Source organism: Polaromonas sp. YR568 (assembly GCF_900116715.1).
Lineage (GTDB): Bacteria > Pseudomonadota > Gammaproteobacteria > Burkholderiales > Burkholderiaceae_C > Polaromonas.
This window is the reverse complement of sequence record NZ_FPBM01000004.1, coordinates 150256-164924: the sequence shown is the minus strand read 5'-3', so window position 1 is coordinate 164924 and position 14669 is coordinate 150256. Positions and strand designations below refer to the sequence as shown.

Below are 14669 nucleotides of genomic sequence, written 5' to 3'. Positions count from 1 at the left end.
TCTCCCGATCTCTCTCGCTTCCAAGGAAATTCAAGCATGGCAAAAATCATCGTGGTCACCTCCGGCAAAGGCGGCGTGGGTAAAACCACCACCAGCGCCAGCTTTGCAACCGGCCTGGCGCTGCGCGGCCACAAAACCGCCGTCATCGACTTCGACGTGGGCCTGCGCAACCTCGATCTCATCATGGGCTGCGAGCGCCGCGTGGTGTATGACCTCATCAACGTCATCCACGGCGAAGCCACCCTCAACCAGGCCCTCATCAAAGACAAGCAATGCCACAACCTCTTTGTGCTGGCCGCCTCGCAAACCCGCGACAAGGACGCGCTTACCAAAGACGGCGTGGAAAAAGTCCTCAAAGACCTGGGCGAGATGGACTTTGAATACATCGTCTGCGACTCCCCCGCCGGCATAGAGACCGGCGCCCTCATGGCCATGCACTTTGCCGACGAGGCGCTGGTGGTGACCAACCCCGAAGTCTCCTCCGTGCGCGACTCCGACCGCATCCTCGGCATGCTCTCCAGCAAAACCAAACGCGCCATAGACGGCGGCGACCCGATCAAAGAGCACTTGCTCATCACCCGCTACAACCCCGGCCGCGTCGACCAGGGGCAGATGCTGTCGCTAGAAGACATCAAAGACATCCTGCGCATCAAACTCATAGGCGTCATCCCCGAGTCTGAGTCCGTACTGCAAGCCTCCAACCAGGGCGTGCCCGCGGTGCACCTGCAAGGCAGCGATGTGTCAGAAGCCTACAAAGACGTGGTCGACCGCTTCCTCGGCGACAAAGACAAACCCATGCGCTTCATCGACGCCCAAAAACCCGGGATCTTCAAGCGCTGGTTTGGAGGCAAATAAAGCATGGCGTCTTTTTTGTCCTTCCTCTTAGGCGAGAAAAAGAAAACCGCCAACGTCGCCAAAGAGCGGCTGCAAATCATCCTCGCCCACGAACGCACAGACCGCAGCCCCAAACCCGACTACCTGCCGGCCCTGCAACGCGACCTGATTGCAGTCATCGCCAAATACATCCCCATCAACCCCGACCACATCAAGCTGCACCTGGAACGGCAAGACAACCTGGATGTGCTGGAAGTGAAGATTGAGTTGCCGGACAAAAAGTGAAGACGGGTTAACTCCGGTATTCGGTTCCCGATCCCGAATCCGAATCCGTTCCCGCACCCGATTGCCCCTTCTGTCTGCGCCGAGGAGCACAGGGCCAGACGGATAAGGGCAAAAACTTGTTTGAGCCGAAGGCGAGTTGTTTTTGACCCCGTCTGGACCGAGCACCGCAGGCTGCCCCGGAGCGAAGCGCAGGGGACGCAGACAGTAGGGTCGCCTTTCTTTTGCTTACTTTTCTTTGGCGAAGCAAAGAAAAGTGAGTTGCCGCCGGGCAACCCCCGGCCAGCCACCCTCAACAGGGCAAGCGCCAGCCGGAACAAGAACCGGGAAAACTAGAGCTTGAGCATCGAAGGCAAATACTTAGCCATCAAGTCCTCGTAATAAGGCTTGAGCTCCGCCAACACAGGCGGCTTGTCATTCTTGGAATACAGGTCATAAGGATTGAACTTATGCACCCATTCGAGGTGAGCCGCATCCTGGGCATCGGTCAGATGCCCATACTGCCCCTCGCGGTGCCAAGCGTAGAACGAGTGATAGCGAATCATGTACAGCGCCGGCAGCGGCAGGTGCGCCTTCATCAGCTGGTACAGGTACTCGTCATGCCCCCAAGACATATGCACCGCATCCAGCCCACAGCCCGGCGCATAAATGCCGTTCTCCGTGTTGTAGCGTGCGTCGCGGCTATCGGGGTTCAGGTCAAAGTATTCCGGGTAAACAACCCGCTCTGAAAACCGGCACCCCACCGGAAACGTATCCCCCACCACCGCCCACTGCGGCTCACCAAACAGGCACAGCACCTTCCCCAGGTCATGGATAAACCCCGTCAGCACAAACCAGTCGGGGTGGCCGTCGGCGCGAATCGCTTCGGCGGTCTGCAGCAGGTGGCTGATCTGCGGCAGCTCGATGTCGGGGTCAGACTCATCCACTAGCGTATTGAGGAATTCCAGCGCCGCCCAGGGCGTCATCTCGCGCTGAGAGAACGTCAACCACTGCGCCTTCTTGGCCAGCACAAAGTCCAGCGTCTGGTGCTGGTGGTTATTGCGGTAAAAAGTGCGCACCCTGTCTATGCCCGGCTGCGCGTAGTCGCGGTAGGCGGCGCGCTCAGGCTCGCTGGCCAGCAGCGTGGTGGGGGCTAAAGGGCTGGCGGCGGCTTGCGGGGCGGCGTTCATCATGATTCAGGCATTGTAGAAAGGCCCACCGCCGCGTGCAAACCCGGCTGCAGGGCGGCAAGCACGCGGGTACGATGCCGCATACCCTCCCGGCAATCCGCCCCCAACCAAAGGCCTTCATGCGCAGCCAGCTCACCCGCCGCCTCATCACCCTCGCCCTGCTCGCCGCCACGGCCCTGCTGGGCGGCATCGCCCAGGCGCAAGACAAGATAGGTGTGCTCATGCTGCACGGCAAAAGCCCGGGCAACAACAACGACCCCAACATGAGCCGCCTCAAACCCGTGCTAGAAGGCGCGGGCATGCTGGTGCTCTACCCCGACATGCCCTGGTCGCGCGGCCGCTACCTCGACGGCAACTGGGACAAGGCCATGGCCGAGATGGCCACGCATGTGCAAAGCCTGCGCAGCCAGGGCGCCACCAAAATCGTCATCGCCGGCCACAGCATGGGCGTGCCCGCCGCCATGGGCTTTGCCGCGCGCGGCGGCGACGTGCAGGCCCTGGTGCTGCTGGCGCCCGGCCATGTTCCCGCGCGCTACTACGCCTTCCAGCAAAACACCTCGGTGCGCGAAAGCGTGGACGAAGCCCGCAAGCTGGTCGCCGCCGGCAAGGGCGATTCGCGTGAGCGCTTCAACGACATCAACCAGGGCAAGCAGCAGCCCGTGGCGGCCACCGCCAAAGACTACCTGAGCTACTTTGACCCCGCCTCAGACGCCGAGATGAGCGTCACCGCGCCGCGCATCCCGCCCGGCACGCCCGTGCTCACCGTGGTGGGTGATGAAGACGGCATCAGCAAATACGCCAAACCCTACTTTGCCGACAAGCTGCCAGCCAACCCCAAAAGCCAGTACCTCGAAGTCAAGGCCACCCACCTGACGACGCCAGTGGTCGCCAGCGAGGCGGTGGCGCAGTGGATCAAGGTGGCCACCGCGCCCTGAAGCCGCAACCCCCTTCAACATCTTCAACAAGGAGCCAGCCCATGAACCCGCTCCCCTCTGCCCGGCGCCTGTGGCTGCGTTACGCCCTGCCCGCGGGCTTGCTGCTGTGCATGGCCGTGGCCGGTCAAAGCGCCCGGGCGCAAACCGCGCCCCGCGTGGTCGACATTCCCACACGTACCGGCGTCACCCAGCGCTTTGTCTATATCGCGCCCGCCACCGCCAACCCGCCCAAGGCAGCCGTCATCCTCTTCGCCGGCGGCAACGGCGGTTTGCAGATCAACGAGAGCGGTGGTTTTGGCGGGCTGGGCGGCAACTTCCTGGTGCGCATGCGCCAGCAGTTTGCCGATGCGGGTTTTGCCGTCGCGGTAATCGATGCGCCGTCAGACAAACAGTCGCCACCCTACCTGGGCGGCAACCGGCAGCGGCCCGAGCACCGCACCGACGTGCTCGCCGTCATCGCCTGGCTCAGGCAGCAATCACCCGCACCCGTGTGGCTGGTCGGCACCAGCCGCGGCACCCAGTCAGCCGCCTACATCGCCACCGAAGCGGGCCCAACGCAAGGCGGCCCCGATGGCCTGGTGCTGACCTCCACCATCCTGGTTGACCCGGGCGGCCGCGCCGTGCCCAAAATGCCGCTTGAAAGCTTGACCATCCCCGTACTGGTGGTGCACCACGAAAACGACGGCTGCAAGGTCTGCCCTTTCAGCGAGATCCCAGCCATGATGGAAAAGCTCGCCAAAACCCCAAAAGCCGAACTCATCAGCGTGACCGGCGGCCAAAGCCGGGGCGACCCCTGCGAACCCCAGGCCTACCACGGCTTTAACGGCATAGAAGCCGACGTGGTCGGCAAGATCAGCCGCTGGATCATCGCGGCCAGGTGATCGCCGCCTGGGTCTAAATTGAACCGCTGAAGCGGGCTCAGGCTTCTTCGGAGGGATCCAGAGGCTTGTCGCCAGGGCTGTTGCCAATGGTGTCATGGCTTAGCGACAGCGTCACGCTGGCCCGCTTCTGCACCGCGTCCGTCATATCCGTATCCGGGTCCGGCGCCACTCCCCAAGCCATCGCGGTCGTCAGCACCACCAGCGAAGGAATGGCCCGCAAATAACGCGGCCGGAACAAAAAGTTGGCAATCTTCTTCATGGCATTCACCTCGGCTCAAAGTCGCCGCCAAGCCGGCAGCAGCAAAGGTTTTATCCTGCGCCGCCAGGCTTAGAGCCGTGCGTCTGCAGTGTTGCGCTATGTATCAAATTGCGCCAATGCCCGCGCGGCGCGGGCCGGCGGGCCATCTTCTTTACAGATTCAAGCCCACGCCCATGCCGGCGGTGCGGGCTTTCAGGGGCCTTTACGCGCTGTCAGCCTCAGCGCGCGCTATTGCCACCCCGGCGCGACTGCAGCTGGTTGCTGCCACCGACGTGGGATTCGCGGTCACTGCGGCTGTTGGCCGTGCGCTGGCCCTCATTGCGCTGCGTGGGCTTTTGCTCACCCACCTGGTTGAAGTCGTTCTCAACCTTGCCGCCGTGGCCCGAGGCCTTGGGCGTGCTGTCCTGCACGCTGCCGTCATCGACGGGCTTGCGCGCGCTGCCCCGCGTGTCCTGCTTGTTGGTTTTGGCGGTATTGGGCTTGTTGGCCATGGTGGGTCTCCAGATAAGGGTTTGAACAAGAGGCCGGCAAACAGCTAATCACTGGTGATGTGCTGCTGAAACCGCCCCGCGTATCAACCATTCTGGAAAGCCGAACTGCCCACCCATGTCAGACAGCACCCCATACCCAGGCGCGACAAGACGAGGCGCCCGGCAGCGTGCGGTCAACCCGCAGAGGTATCCGAAAACTGCGCCTCAATCTTGTGCCCATCCAGGTCCCGCACAAAACAGCCGTAATACTGCGGCCCATACAAAGGCCGCGGGCCAGGCGCGCCATCACCCTGCCCACCCATCTCCAGCGCCTTGGCATAAAACGCATCCACCTGCTCCTTGGACACAGCCAAAAAGCCAAAGTGCGAGCCATTGCCCACATGCGCCTTACCCCCGTCATGCGGCACCCCCACCCAAAACTCTGGATAAGCCCGCCCATAAGCAATAGCGCCAGGGTGCTCCATGATCACCTTGATCTCCATCGCGCCCAACACGGCGGTATAGAAGGCCTTGGCACGATCAAAATCGTTCGTGCCGATGGAGACGTGGGACATGATGCTTTCGGGGAGGGAGGTGGTGTTTGGCATGGGCTGTTTCCTTGTTGATTAAGAAGAAAAAGCTTAGCTTCGCCGATCTGACTTGGCAATGAATTGACCCGCAACTCTGCAGGTCATGTCAGCTCATCACATTCGGCGCAGGCGGTTCGGCAAAATCCGCCGAGCCTTGCTAGGGTTGGCGCTTAGTTGACTCACTTCGTGCCGCAACTTCGCCAGCTGCAACTGAGAGATTTCATCCAACATCGGTTGAATTTCTCTATGCCACTTGGTAAATCCGACCACCATGCCCAACGTTCCGATGCCCCCGATAACAGCACACGCCCATTTATAAAAATCCTTATCCTGCTTCGCCACTTCTATTTGACGTAACAAGATCTCGCGCCTGGCGACGTCTCGATTCGTAGGCGAAGCCATAGCCTTTAGCTCCTCTAGCTCAACGAACGCAGATGACATGAATTCGTTCGTGGTTTTCGTGTTGTAGAGAGTAGTGGCGAAACAAAATATGAAAAGCACTAATCCAAAAAGTGCGTAAAACTTAAAAATGTTGTCGGTTGGTAGCGGTACCCGGTTTTCCATAAGTGAGCCTTGATTAAGTACGGCAATAACGCCTCTCCACATGAGCTGTGACTTTGGGAGCTGTCGCGACAGTACATCGCTCACCCCAAGAAATAGCAACAGCTTCACCAACCATAACGCCAAGACGGTTTACAAGCTGAGAGGCCTGCTGGCAAGTTCAGCAGAAGCGCGCCCTATCCTGCCGCCAATTCACAACACTCAAAATAAAACCACTGGATGGATGTACAAGGGGACAAAAAGCGGACAAAATGTCCGAAATTATTCCCGCCGTATGAAAACCACTGCCCTTACCACCGCCGACCATTCCGCAGCCATCGCCTATTTGGCTGCCGCCCGTAAAACCCATAGCCAAGAATCAGTAGCCAAACATCTCAAGGTAAGTCCACGCCACTTGCGCCGCTGGGAAACAGGCGAGCTGCCCCCGCCAGCCCACATTGCAGCCGAACTGCAGCGCCTCCTCAATTTCGGCCCGCTTCCCGGCAATGGTGACTTCAAGTTCATCGACTTGTTCGCCGGCATCGGCGGCATCCGGCTGGCATTTGAAGCTATTGGCGGCGAATGCGTCTTCACAAGCGAATGGGATTCATACGCCCAGAAGACATACACAGAGAACTTCCAAGGTGGTCATTCCCTGAACGGTGACATTACTCAAATCCACGAAAAAGACATTCCTGAACACGACGTTCTGTTGGGAGGCTTCCCCTGCCAACCCTTCTCCATCGCCGGAGTTTCAAAGAAAAATGCGTTGGGAAGAGCACACGGTTTTGCCGATGCAACCCAAGGCACCCTGTTCTTTGATGTGGCGCGAATCATTGCAGAACAAAAGCCTCGCGCCTTTCTGCTCGAGAACGTCAAAAACCTTCAGTCGCATGACAAAGGGCGCACCTTTGATGTCATCCTGAAAACTCTGCGCGACGAGCTGGGCTACCAAGTTTTCTGCAAGGTAATAGATGGCGCGCACTTTGTGCCGCAGCACCGAGAACGAATCATCATCGTTGGATTCCGTGACCCCGTCATATTTGACTGGGATATGGTTACTCTGCCAGGCAAAGGCCAACATACTCTCGGCGAGATTCTTCACAAAAAGACTGGCGAGCCTGAGCTGGAGTGGGATGGGTCCAAGTATTACGACCATGCAAAACACAAAGTGCTCGACAAGTACACGCTGACTGACAAGCTCTGGGCGTATCTGCAAGCCTACAAAAAGAAGCACCAAGAAGCTGGCAATGGGTTCGGGTTCGGCCTTGTCACTCCAGACAGCGTTACCCGTACGCTGTCTGCCCGCTATTACAAGGATGGCTCCGAGATACTCGTAAGCCAAGGCAGCAAAAAGAACCCTCGTCGACTAACACCTCGGGAATGCGCGCGCCTAATGGGCTTCCCCGACAGTATGAGAATCCCGGTTTCAGATACTCGCGCGTATAAACAATTCGGCAACTCCGTTGTCGTACCCGTCATGAGCGCTGTTGCCCGTGCAATGCAGCCCTTGATTCTTGAATCTATCCGCCAGGAGCAACAGCCTATTCCCCGAGCGGCCTGACCTTGTCGCTTGAAGCGACGCTGTGACCCCTCTTTGAGGCCGTGCTATGGCCTTCGCTTTATAACGTCCACTTGATTAGATCAACTGGCGGCTCAGCTCCATGCGGGTTACATTTGCATGTCAAATCAGCCTCAAAAAAATGCCCGCCTTCACCCCAATTCAATTCGAGCTATCTGAAGAGTCTCCGGAGGATGGGGTCCTCACTGAGGACGACTTGAGACAACTAAAGTTACTCGATCGTCTCTATGAGGTGTCGGATAAGGTAGCGATCAAAAAATTATCGAAAAACGATCGCGCATGGGCTTGGCATGTCCAAGAAGGACACCAAGCCGGCTTTTACGTGCCGCTGGAGTTCAGAGGACCCTTCTTTCCCGCTGATTCAGAAATGGCACGTCGTGAAGACAAGCCGCACATCTACATGGAGGAGATTCGAGCTAAGTGGCCTGCAATCTCCGGTGAGATTCTTACGCATCTCTATCGCCGATTTACCAATAAAGGAACGGAAGGGCACCTTACTGTTCCACCAAAAAAAGCCTTTTCGGATCTGAGTCCTGCATCGTTCTTGGTCATGGGTCGCACGCGCGACGAGAATGGCCAGCTTTATTTCGAATGCCTGACCGTTGACTCTAATTCGACGGTCTATTCCCTCATCGAGGCTCGTTTTGATCTGCAGCATACATTTCTTGCAGGCGTATTTGAAGCACCAAAACCGGACACACTGCCCCAAAGTCTGGTCGATGAGCTAGATCAACTCATCGCTGAATTCATCGCCGCAATACATGCCAAGACGCTCTCCCAGCTTATTGCTAGGTATCGCCAAATACCAAACTCAAGCTTGATTGCCAAACAGGCCCAAGAGGAATGGCTTGCGAAAGACTCAGCAAACTCTTTTGACCCGTTCTCCCAAAAAACTCCCGGCAACTCACTAATGGAGTTAACCACGGAGGTTGAGTTCACGATATATCGGAGACACGAGCTTCGATATAGAGCATCCCAAGTGCTGGAGATTTTGTTTAGAGACGGCATCGCTCCTTCCACGCAGCAAATCGTCACGCGGGTCGTTCGGCATTTCATTCCGCTGTACGAGGTTATGCGCGACGCTTCCCAACAACGTCGCACTCGCGTCGGGGCTGGCTTTGAGGCTCATATAAAAAGAATGTTGGACGAAGGCCAAATTCCTTACGAAGAGCAACTTGTTGTCGGTACTCGTCGCCCAGATTTTGTATTGCCGGTTGGCAGGATGTATTTAGATAACTCACCAGATGCGCTGGTACTGGCCGCCAAAACCACTCTTCGAGAGCGCTGGAAACAAGTGCCCATGGAAGGGCGAAGCTGTTCAATATTCTTGGCAACAATGGATGAAAAGGTTACTCGTTCAGCCGTTCGTGAAATGAATGGAAAATCCGTTCTTCTGGTCGTTCCCGAAGCTTTTAAAGCTCAAGGTACTGTGGTTGAGTACGCTAAGGAACCAAACGTACTTACGTTCTCGGAATTTTTCACCGAGGAATTGATGCAGCGCAGAAAACCCATATGGGGAGCTATGGGTATTTGGAGCTAAGCCATGACTGATGTTGTTTCACCTCAGACCCGAAGTGCAATGATGTCCGGTATAAAAGGAAAAAATACCAAGCCAGAACTTATCATCCGTAAAGCATTATTCGCAGCCGGCTACCGATTTCGGCTACATCGAAAAGACCTGCCAGGCCGTCCAGATATTGTCCTCCCTAAGCGACGTATCGCTATCTTCGTACACGGTTGCTTTTGGCACTTGCATCAAAATTGTTCTCTCTCCAAGTTACCCGCGACAAGAGCTGACTTCTGGAAAAAGAAGCTCGAAGGCAACGTATATCGAGACGAGCAAGCCATTTACGCACTGCAGAAAATGGGATGGCGTGTTTTGACAGTATGGGAGTGCTTTATACGGCCCTCGCAAAGTATCGAGTCGTTAACCACGAGCCTAACCTCGTGGATTGATGGAGTCGAAAGTATTGGGGTCTTAGGCAAAGAACAACGGGTGTAGCGACTTGTGGGGCATAGCTCCCACTCTGCTCCTCGTTTTCTTCTCAGAAACGGATCCAAGGCATCGGAATAATCAAAGGCCTTACCTCACCGGCTCGGCGTATTTCGACATCAGAGCCGAGACGGCCGGCTTCGCACATCGCTGCAGCGCAAGCAGCAAAGCATGGTCAGGCCGAGTCACGCGATGACGGCTACGCAGGTCATCCTGAATCTGACCCAGCAAAGACGCCGCCATCTCCGCATCAGCCATAGCCCTGTGCGCCCGCCCGGCTTTGGGCAGGCAGTGGTAGTCGATCAGCACGCCCAGCTTGTGGCTGGGCGCGTGGGGATAAAGCCTTCTGGCGACGAGCATGGTGCAGGCGAAGGGTTGGGTGGCCTGCTCTCCTGCGCGGCTGAGTTCGGCTTCCCAGAACTTGCGGTCAAAGGAGGCGTTGTGGGCCACCATGGGGGTGTTGCCAACGAAGCGATTGGCCTCGGCCATGATTTTCTCGGCTGCTGGTGCGGCGGCGATCATGGTGTTGCTGATGCCTGTCAGGCTTTCGATGAAGGACGGGATGTAGCGGCCTGCGTTCATCAGGCTTTGGAACCCTGTCGACGACCTGGCCGTGTTCGACGAGCACGATGGCGACTTCGGTGGCGCGGTCGCCCATGGCGGGTGAGAGGCCTGTGGTTTCGAAGTCGATGACGGCAATACGGCTCATGAATGGCTCATGGTTTCTGTGACGTGACTGCCCCAATGAAAAACACCATAAAGTTCACCTGCGGGAGGTTGAAGCTTCATGGTGTTGATCATGATCGGGTAAATAGATGACTAACCCGGGCCAGGCTTTCGCCTATTTGTAAAACGACTCGACCCGCCCCTTGAGCTTGATCATCAGCGGGTTGCCTTTGCGGTCTACCTTGTTGCCGACGGGCACCTTGATCCAGCCTTCGCTGATGCAGTACTCGGCAACGTCGTTGCGTTCTTTGTCGTTAAAGCGGATGCCGATATCGTGCTCAAAGATGGCTCTGACGAAGTGCGGGCTGCGCTCGTCGGTGGAGAGGTGGTCGGGCAGCGCGGGGCGTTCTGCTGTTTTGGTTTCTTCGGTCATGGTGCTTAGACGTCGATGTTGGCGGCGCGCAGGGCGTTTTGTTCAATGAACTCGCGGCGTGGCTCGACCTCATCACCCATCAGCATGGTGAAGACGCGGTCGGCTTCGATGGCGTCGTCGATCTGTACCTTGAGCAGGCGGCGCACGGTCGGGTCCATGGTGGTTTCCCACAGCTGGGCGGGGTTCATTTCGCCCAGGCCTTTGTAGCGCTGGCGTGCGGTGGCGTTCTCAGCCTGGCCGATCAACCAGGCCATGGCCTGGCGGAAGTCGCTGATTTTTTCTTCCTTCTGGCGCTCGCCTTCGCCGCGGGTAACCTTGGCGCCTTCGCTGATGAGGCCCTTGAAGGTGGCAGCGGCTTCAGCCAGGGTGGCGTAGTCCGCGCCGTGCACAAAGTCTTGCGTGAGCACGCTGCTCTTGACGTTGCCATGGTGGCGGCGGCTGATGCGCAGGATGGGTTTGTCGGTGCGGGTGTCAAACTCGCCGGCCACTTCGGCGGGGGCGCCGGTGGTGTTGAGTTCGCGCAGCTTGGCTTGCAAGGTCACGGCTGACACTTCAGCGTCGGCCACGGTGTCCAGGTTCAGGCTCACGCCATCGGCAATGGCGCGCAGGGCTTCCGCGTCCATAAAGCCGCGCAGGCGGGCAATGACGGACTCGGCCAGCTGGTGTTTGCGGGCCAGTTCGGCCAGCGTGTCGCCGGTCAGCACGGTCTTGTCGTCGGCGCCAGGCTGCACGGAGGCATCCTTCAAGGCAATGCGCAGCAGGAAGCCGTCGAGTGCTGCCGTGTCTTTGAGGTACTGCTCTTCTTTGCCGGCCTTGACCTTGTACAGCGGTGGCTGCGCAATGTAGATGTGGCCGCGCTCGACGAGCTCGGGCATCTGGCGATAGAAAAAGGTGAGCAGCAGGGTACGGATGTGCGCGCCGTCAACGTCGGCGTCGGTCATGATGATGATGCGGTGGTAGCGCAGCTTGGCGACGTTGAAGTCGTCGGTGCCTGGCGTGCCGCCAATGCCGCCGGCCTTGCCGATGCCGGTGCCGAGCGCGGTGATCAGCGTCAAGATTTCGTTGCTGGTCAGCAGTTTCTCGTAGCGGGCTTTTTCGACGTTCAGGATCTTGCCGCGCAGGGGCAGGATGGCCTGGAATTTACGGTCACGGCCTTGTTTGGCAGAGCCGCCGGCGGAGTCACCCTCGACCAGGTAGATCTCGCACATGGCGGGGTCTTTTTCCTGGCAGTCGGCGAGCTTGCCGGGCAAGCCCATGCCGTCGAGCACGCCTTTGCGGCGCGTCATGTCGCGGGCCTTGCGGGCGGCTTCACGGGCGCGGGCAGCTTCAATGATCTTGCCGACGATGATCTTGGCGTCGTTGGGGCGCTCTTGCAGGTAGTCGTGCAACAGGCGGCTCACGATGTCTTCGACCGGGCCGCGCACTTCGCTGGAGACCAGCTTGTCTTTGGTCTGGCTTGAGAACTTGGGCTCAGGCACCTTCACGCTCAGCACGCAGCACAGGCCTTCGCGCATGTCGTCGCCGGTGACTTCCACCTTGGCTTTTTTGGCCAGCTCGCTGTCGTCGATGTATTTGTTGATGACGCGGGTCATGGCGGCGCGCAGGCCCGTCAGGTGGGTGCCGCCGTCGCGCTGGGGAATGTTGTTGGTGAAGCACAGCACTTGTTCGCTGTAGCCGCTGTTCCATTGCATGGCGACTTCAACACCGATGTTGGTGCCCTGGTCGCTGGCGCGGTCGCCCATGGCGGCAAACACGTTGGGGTGTAGAACGGTCTTGCCTTTGTTGATGAACTCGACAAAACCCTTCACACCGCCGGCGCCGGCGAAGTCGTCTTCTTTGCCTGTGCGCTCGTCTTTGAGGCGAATGCGCACGCCGTTGTTGAGGAAGCTCAGCTCGCGCAGGCGCTTGCTCAGGATTTCGTAGTGGAAATCGTTGTTCTCTTTGAAGATCTCGGTGTCGGGCAGGAAGTGGACTTCAGTGCCGCGCTTGTCGGTGTCGTCCATCACCTTCATGGGCGAGACGTCAATGCCGTTGACTTGTTCGATGATGCGGTTTTGCACAAAGCCGCGTGAGAACTCCATCACGTGCACTTTGCCGTCGCGGCGAATCGTCAGGCGCAGCATCTTGCTGAGTGCGTTCACGCAGCTCACGCCCACGCCATGCAGGCCGCCTGAAACCTTGTAGCTGTTCTGGTTGAACTTGCCGCCGGCGTGCAGCTCGGTCAAAGCGATTTCAGCGGCCGAGCGCTTGGGCTCGTGCTTGTCGTCCATCTTGATGCCAGTCGGGATGCCGCGGCCGTTGTCGGTGACGCTGACGGAGTTGTCGGTGTGGATGGTGACAACGATGTCATCGCAGTGGCCGGCCAGGGCTTCATCGATGGAGTTGTCGACGACTTCGAACACCAGGTGGTGCAAGCCGGTGCCGTCAGACGTGTCGCCGATGTACATGCCGGGACGCTTGCGCACGGCCTCCAGGCCTTCCAGGATCTGGATGGAGCCTTCGCCATAAGCTTCGGACGCGCCGGCCTGGTTGGTGTCGATCTTGGGCTGGAAATTGGAGCTTTCCTCGCCTGCTGCGCCCTCAGATACGTGCACCTGGTCGGCTTCGTTCACTTTGTTTTCTTCAGTCATATCCAGCTTCTTTTCCGATCTATTGCTCGATCTTCTATCGATCTTTTTTCGAATTGCTTCGATTTCTTCAATCTCTTGAATGACCAAACCCGCGGAAAGTCGCGGGTCTGTCTGTTGGGAGGGGCCTGTTCTGCGCGTTAAATGCGCATCGGCATCACCACGTATTTAAAGGCTGCATCGTCGGGAATGGTGAGCAGCGCGGAGCTGTTGGAGTCGGCCAGCTCGATCTTCACCATGTCCTGGTCCATGTTGGCCAGTGCGTCGATCAGGTAGGTCACGTTGAAGCCGATTTCGATGGCGTCACCGCCGTAGTCGATGTCGAGCTCGTCGACGGCTTCTTCCTGCTCGGCATTGTTGGAGGCCACGCGCAGGGTGCCGGGCTCGATGTTCAGGCGCACGCCCTTGAACTTCTCGCTGGTCAGAATCGCGGTGCGCTGCAGGCTGGCCAGCAAAGGCACGCGGCCCAGGGTGATGATGTTTTTGTGGTTCTTGGGGATCACGCGGTTGTAGTCGGGGAACTTGCCTTCGACCAGCTTGGTGACAAATTCCATGCCTTCAAAGCTGAACTTGGCCTGGTTGCCGGCAAATTGCATCTCGATGGCGCCTTCCTTGTCGCTGAGCAGGCGCTGCATTTCCAGAACCGTCTTGCGCGGCAGGATGACTTCCTGCTTGGGTACTTCAACGTCGAGCATGGCGGAGGAGAAGGCCAGGCGGTGGCCGTCGGTGGCGACCAGGCTCAGTTGCTTGCCTTCAGCGACGAACAGGATGCCGTTGAGGTAGTAGCGGATGTCATGCACCGCCATGGCGAAGGAGACCTGGTTGAGCAGCTCCTTGAGCACCTTTTGCGGCACCGAGAAGCCGGGGCCAAAGTTCGCGGCTTCCTGGACCAGGGGGAAGTCTTCAGCCGGCAGGGTTTGCAGCGTGAAGCGGCTTTTGCCGCCCTTGAGGATCAGCTTGTTTTGCGAGGACTCGAGCGACACGGTCTGGTCGCTGGGCATGGAACGCAGGATGTCGATGAGTTTGCGGGCTCCCACCGTGGTGGTGAAGTTGCCGGCGTCGCCGTCGAGATCGGCGGTGGTGCGGATCTGGATTTCAAGATCGCTCGTGGTGAGCTGCAGCTGTGCGCCGGTTTTGCGGATCAGCACGTTGGCCAGAATCGGCAAGGTGTGGCGGCGCTCCACGATGCCGGCCACGGATTGCAGTACCGACAAAACTTTATCCTGGGTTGCTTTCAGAACGATCATGACTTCCTCTGTATTTATCTTTAATTCTTTAATTCAAATTAGTAGTAGTAGATAAGGGCGGCGCCAATCTGTGGATAGCGCTATTTTCCCCTTTTTGATCAACCACTTGGCGTTTGTTTAACCATGTGTTCAGACGCCTTTGAAGTACCGTGCCGGATATG

15 protein-coding genes and 1 pseudogene are annotated in these 14669 nt (G+C 58.2%); 7 read left to right on the top strand and 9 right to left on the bottom strand.

Annotated elements, in window-relative coordinates; translation table 11 throughout:
* Positions 1–36 precede the first annotated feature (36 nt).
* On the top strand, positions 37–855 hold the full coding sequence (gene minD, locus BM408_RS10745; protein ID WP_092129844.1) for a septum site-determining protein MinD: 819 nt from the start codon (positions 37–39) through the stop codon (positions 853–855).
* Between the two features lie 3 nt (positions 856–858).
* Positions 859–1119: a cell division topological specificity factor MinE gene (gene minE, locus BM408_RS10740; protein WP_092129842.1), complete on the top strand. Its 261-nt coding sequence runs from the start codon at positions 859–861 to the stop codon at positions 1117–1119.
* 329 nt (positions 1120–1448) lie between these two features.
* On the opposite strand, the gene BM408_RS10735 is transcribed toward minE, so the two are convergent.
* Complete coding sequence (locus tag BM408_RS10735) at positions 1449–2288, bottom strand: inositol oxygenase family protein (protein WP_092129840.1); 840 nt, start codon at positions 2286–2288, stop codon at positions 1449–1451.
* Between the two features lie 116 nt (positions 2289–2404).
* Between BM408_RS10735 and BM408_RS10730 the strand changes: the two genes are divergently transcribed.
* Both BM408_RS10730 and BM408_RS10725 read left to right on the top strand, forming a co-directional pair.
* Entirely contained in the window at positions 2405–3220 is an 816-nt protein-coding gene (locus BM408_RS10730) for an alpha/beta fold hydrolase (RefSeq protein ID WP_092129838.1), read from the top strand.
* 41 nt (positions 3221–3261) lie between these two features.
* Entirely contained in the window at positions 3262–4101 is an 840-nt protein-coding gene (locus BM408_RS10725) for an alpha/beta hydrolase family protein (RefSeq protein ID WP_092129836.1), read from the top strand.
* Positions 4102–4138: 37 nt separating this feature from the next.
* Here BM408_RS10725 and BM408_RS10720 read toward each other — a convergent pair whose 3' ends face one another.
* From BM408_RS10720 to BM408_RS10705, 4 genes are all read right to left on the bottom strand, one after another.
* Complete coding sequence (locus tag BM408_RS10720; protein WP_092129834.1) at positions 4139–4360, bottom strand: hypothetical protein; 222 nt, start codon at positions 4358–4360, stop codon at positions 4139–4141.
* Between the two features lie 218 nt (positions 4361–4578).
* On the bottom strand, positions 4579–4851 hold the full coding sequence (locus BM408_RS10715) for a hypothetical protein (RefSeq protein ID WP_371327009.1): 273 nt from the start codon (positions 4849–4851) through the stop codon (positions 4579–4581).
* A gap of 173 nt (positions 4852–5024) precedes the next feature.
* The gene (locus BM408_RS10710) at positions 5025–5438 is read right to left on the bottom strand and encodes a VOC family protein (protein WP_092129832.1); all 414 of its coding nucleotides are present in this window, start codon (positions 5436–5438) and stop codon (positions 5025–5027) included.
* A 96-nt stretch (positions 5439–5534) separates the two neighbouring features.
* A complete protein-coding gene (locus BM408_RS10705; protein ID WP_175541754.1) occupies positions 5535–5984 on the bottom strand; it encodes a hypothetical protein in 450 nt (149 codons plus the stop codon).
* Positions 5985–6255: 271 nt separating this feature from the next.
* Here BM408_RS10705 and dcm point away from each other — a divergent pair, with 271 nt between their 5' ends.
* From dcm to BM408_RS10690, 3 genes are all read left to right on the top strand, one after another.
* Positions 6256–7524, top strand: a complete 1269-nt coding sequence (gene dcm, locus BM408_RS10700; protein WP_092129830.1) for a DNA (cytosine-5-)-methyltransferase — start codon at positions 6256–6258, stop codon at positions 7522–7524.
* Positions 7525–7663: 139 nt separating this feature from the next.
* Positions 7664–9082: a type II restriction endonuclease gene (locus BM408_RS10695; protein ID WP_175541753.1), complete on the top strand. Its 1419-nt coding sequence runs from the start codon at positions 7664–7666 to the stop codon at positions 9080–9082.
* A gap of 3 nt (positions 9083–9085) precedes the next feature.
* A complete protein-coding gene (locus BM408_RS10690) occupies positions 9086–9544 on the top strand; it encodes a very short patch repair endonuclease (protein ID WP_092129826.1) in 459 nt (152 codons plus the stop codon).
* A gap of 81 nt (positions 9545–9625) precedes the next feature.
* Here the strand turns inward: BM408_RS10690 and BM408_RS10685 are convergent.
* From BM408_RS10685 to dnaN, 4 genes and pseudogenes are all read right to left on the bottom strand, one after another.
* Positions 9626–10244: pseudogene (locus BM408_RS10685) on the bottom strand (PolC-type DNA polymerase III).
* Between the two features lie 132 nt (positions 10245–10376).
* A complete protein-coding gene (locus tag BM408_RS10680; RefSeq protein ID WP_092129824.1) occupies positions 10377–10634 on the bottom strand; it encodes a DUF3297 family protein in 258 nt (85 codons plus the stop codon).
* 5 nt (positions 10635–10639) lie between these two features.
* Complete coding sequence (gyrB, locus tag BM408_RS10675; protein WP_092129822.1) at positions 10640–13264, bottom strand: DNA topoisomerase (ATP-hydrolyzing) subunit B; 2625 nt, start codon at positions 13262–13264, stop codon at positions 10640–10642.
* Positions 13265–13401: 137 nt separating this feature from the next.
* On the bottom strand, positions 13402–14508 hold the full coding sequence (gene dnaN / locus BM408_RS10670) for a DNA polymerase III subunit beta (RefSeq protein WP_092129820.1): 1107 nt from the start codon (positions 14506–14508) through the stop codon (positions 13402–13404).
* Positions 14509–14669 lie beyond the last annotated feature (161 nt).

Coding starts and splice junctions, on each gene's coding strand:
- minD (WP_092129844.1), top strand. CDS start 37: ATGGCAAAAATCATCGTGGTCACCTCCGGCAAAGGCGGCGTGGGTAAA.
- minE (WP_092129842.1), top strand. CDS start 859: ATGGCGTCTTTTTTGTCCTTCCTCTTAGGCGAGAAAAAGAAAACCGCC.
- BM408_RS10735 (WP_092129840.1), bottom strand. CDS start 2,288: ATGATGAACGCCGCCCCGCAAGCCGCCGCCAGCCCTTTAGCCCCCACC.
- BM408_RS10730 (WP_092129838.1), top strand. CDS start 2,405: ATGCGCAGCCAGCTCACCCGCCGCCTCATCACCCTCGCCCTGCTCGCC.
- BM408_RS10725 (WP_092129836.1), top strand. CDS start 3,262: ATGAACCCGCTCCCCTCTGCCCGGCGCCTGTGGCTGCGTTACGCCCTG.
- BM408_RS10720 (WP_092129834.1), bottom strand. CDS start 4,360: ATGAAGAAGATTGCCAACTTTTTGTTCCGGCCGCGTTATTTGCGGGCC.
- BM408_RS10715 (WP_371327009.1), bottom strand. CDS start 4,851: ATGGCCAACAAGCCCAATACCGCCAAAACCAACAAGCAGGACACGCGG.
- BM408_RS10710 (WP_092129832.1), bottom strand. CDS start 5,438: ATGCCAAACACCACCTCCCTCCCCGAAAGCATCATGTCCCACGTCTCC.
- BM408_RS10705 (WP_175541754.1), bottom strand. CDS start 5,984: ATGGAAAACCGGGTACCGCTACCAACCGACAACATTTTTAAGTTTTAC.
- dcm (WP_092129830.1), top strand. CDS start 6,256: ATGAAAACCACTGCCCTTACCACCGCCGACCATTCCGCAGCCATCGCC.
- BM408_RS10695 (WP_175541753.1), top strand. CDS start 7,664: ATGCCCGCCTTCACCCCAATTCAATTCGAGCTATCTGAAGAGTCTCCG.
- BM408_RS10690 (WP_092129826.1), top strand. CDS start 9,086: ATGACTGATGTTGTTTCACCTCAGACCCGAAGTGCAATGATGTCCGGT.
- BM408_RS10680 (WP_092129824.1), bottom strand. CDS start 10,634: ATGACCGAAGAAACCAAAACAGCAGAACGCCCCGCGCTGCCCGACCAC.
- gyrB (WP_092129822.1), bottom strand. CDS start 13,264: ATGACTGAAGAAAACAAAGTGAACGAAGCCGACCAGGTGCACGTATCT.
- dnaN (WP_092129820.1), bottom strand. CDS start 14,508: ATGATCGTTCTGAAAGCAACCCAGGATAAAGTTTTGTCGGTACTGCAA.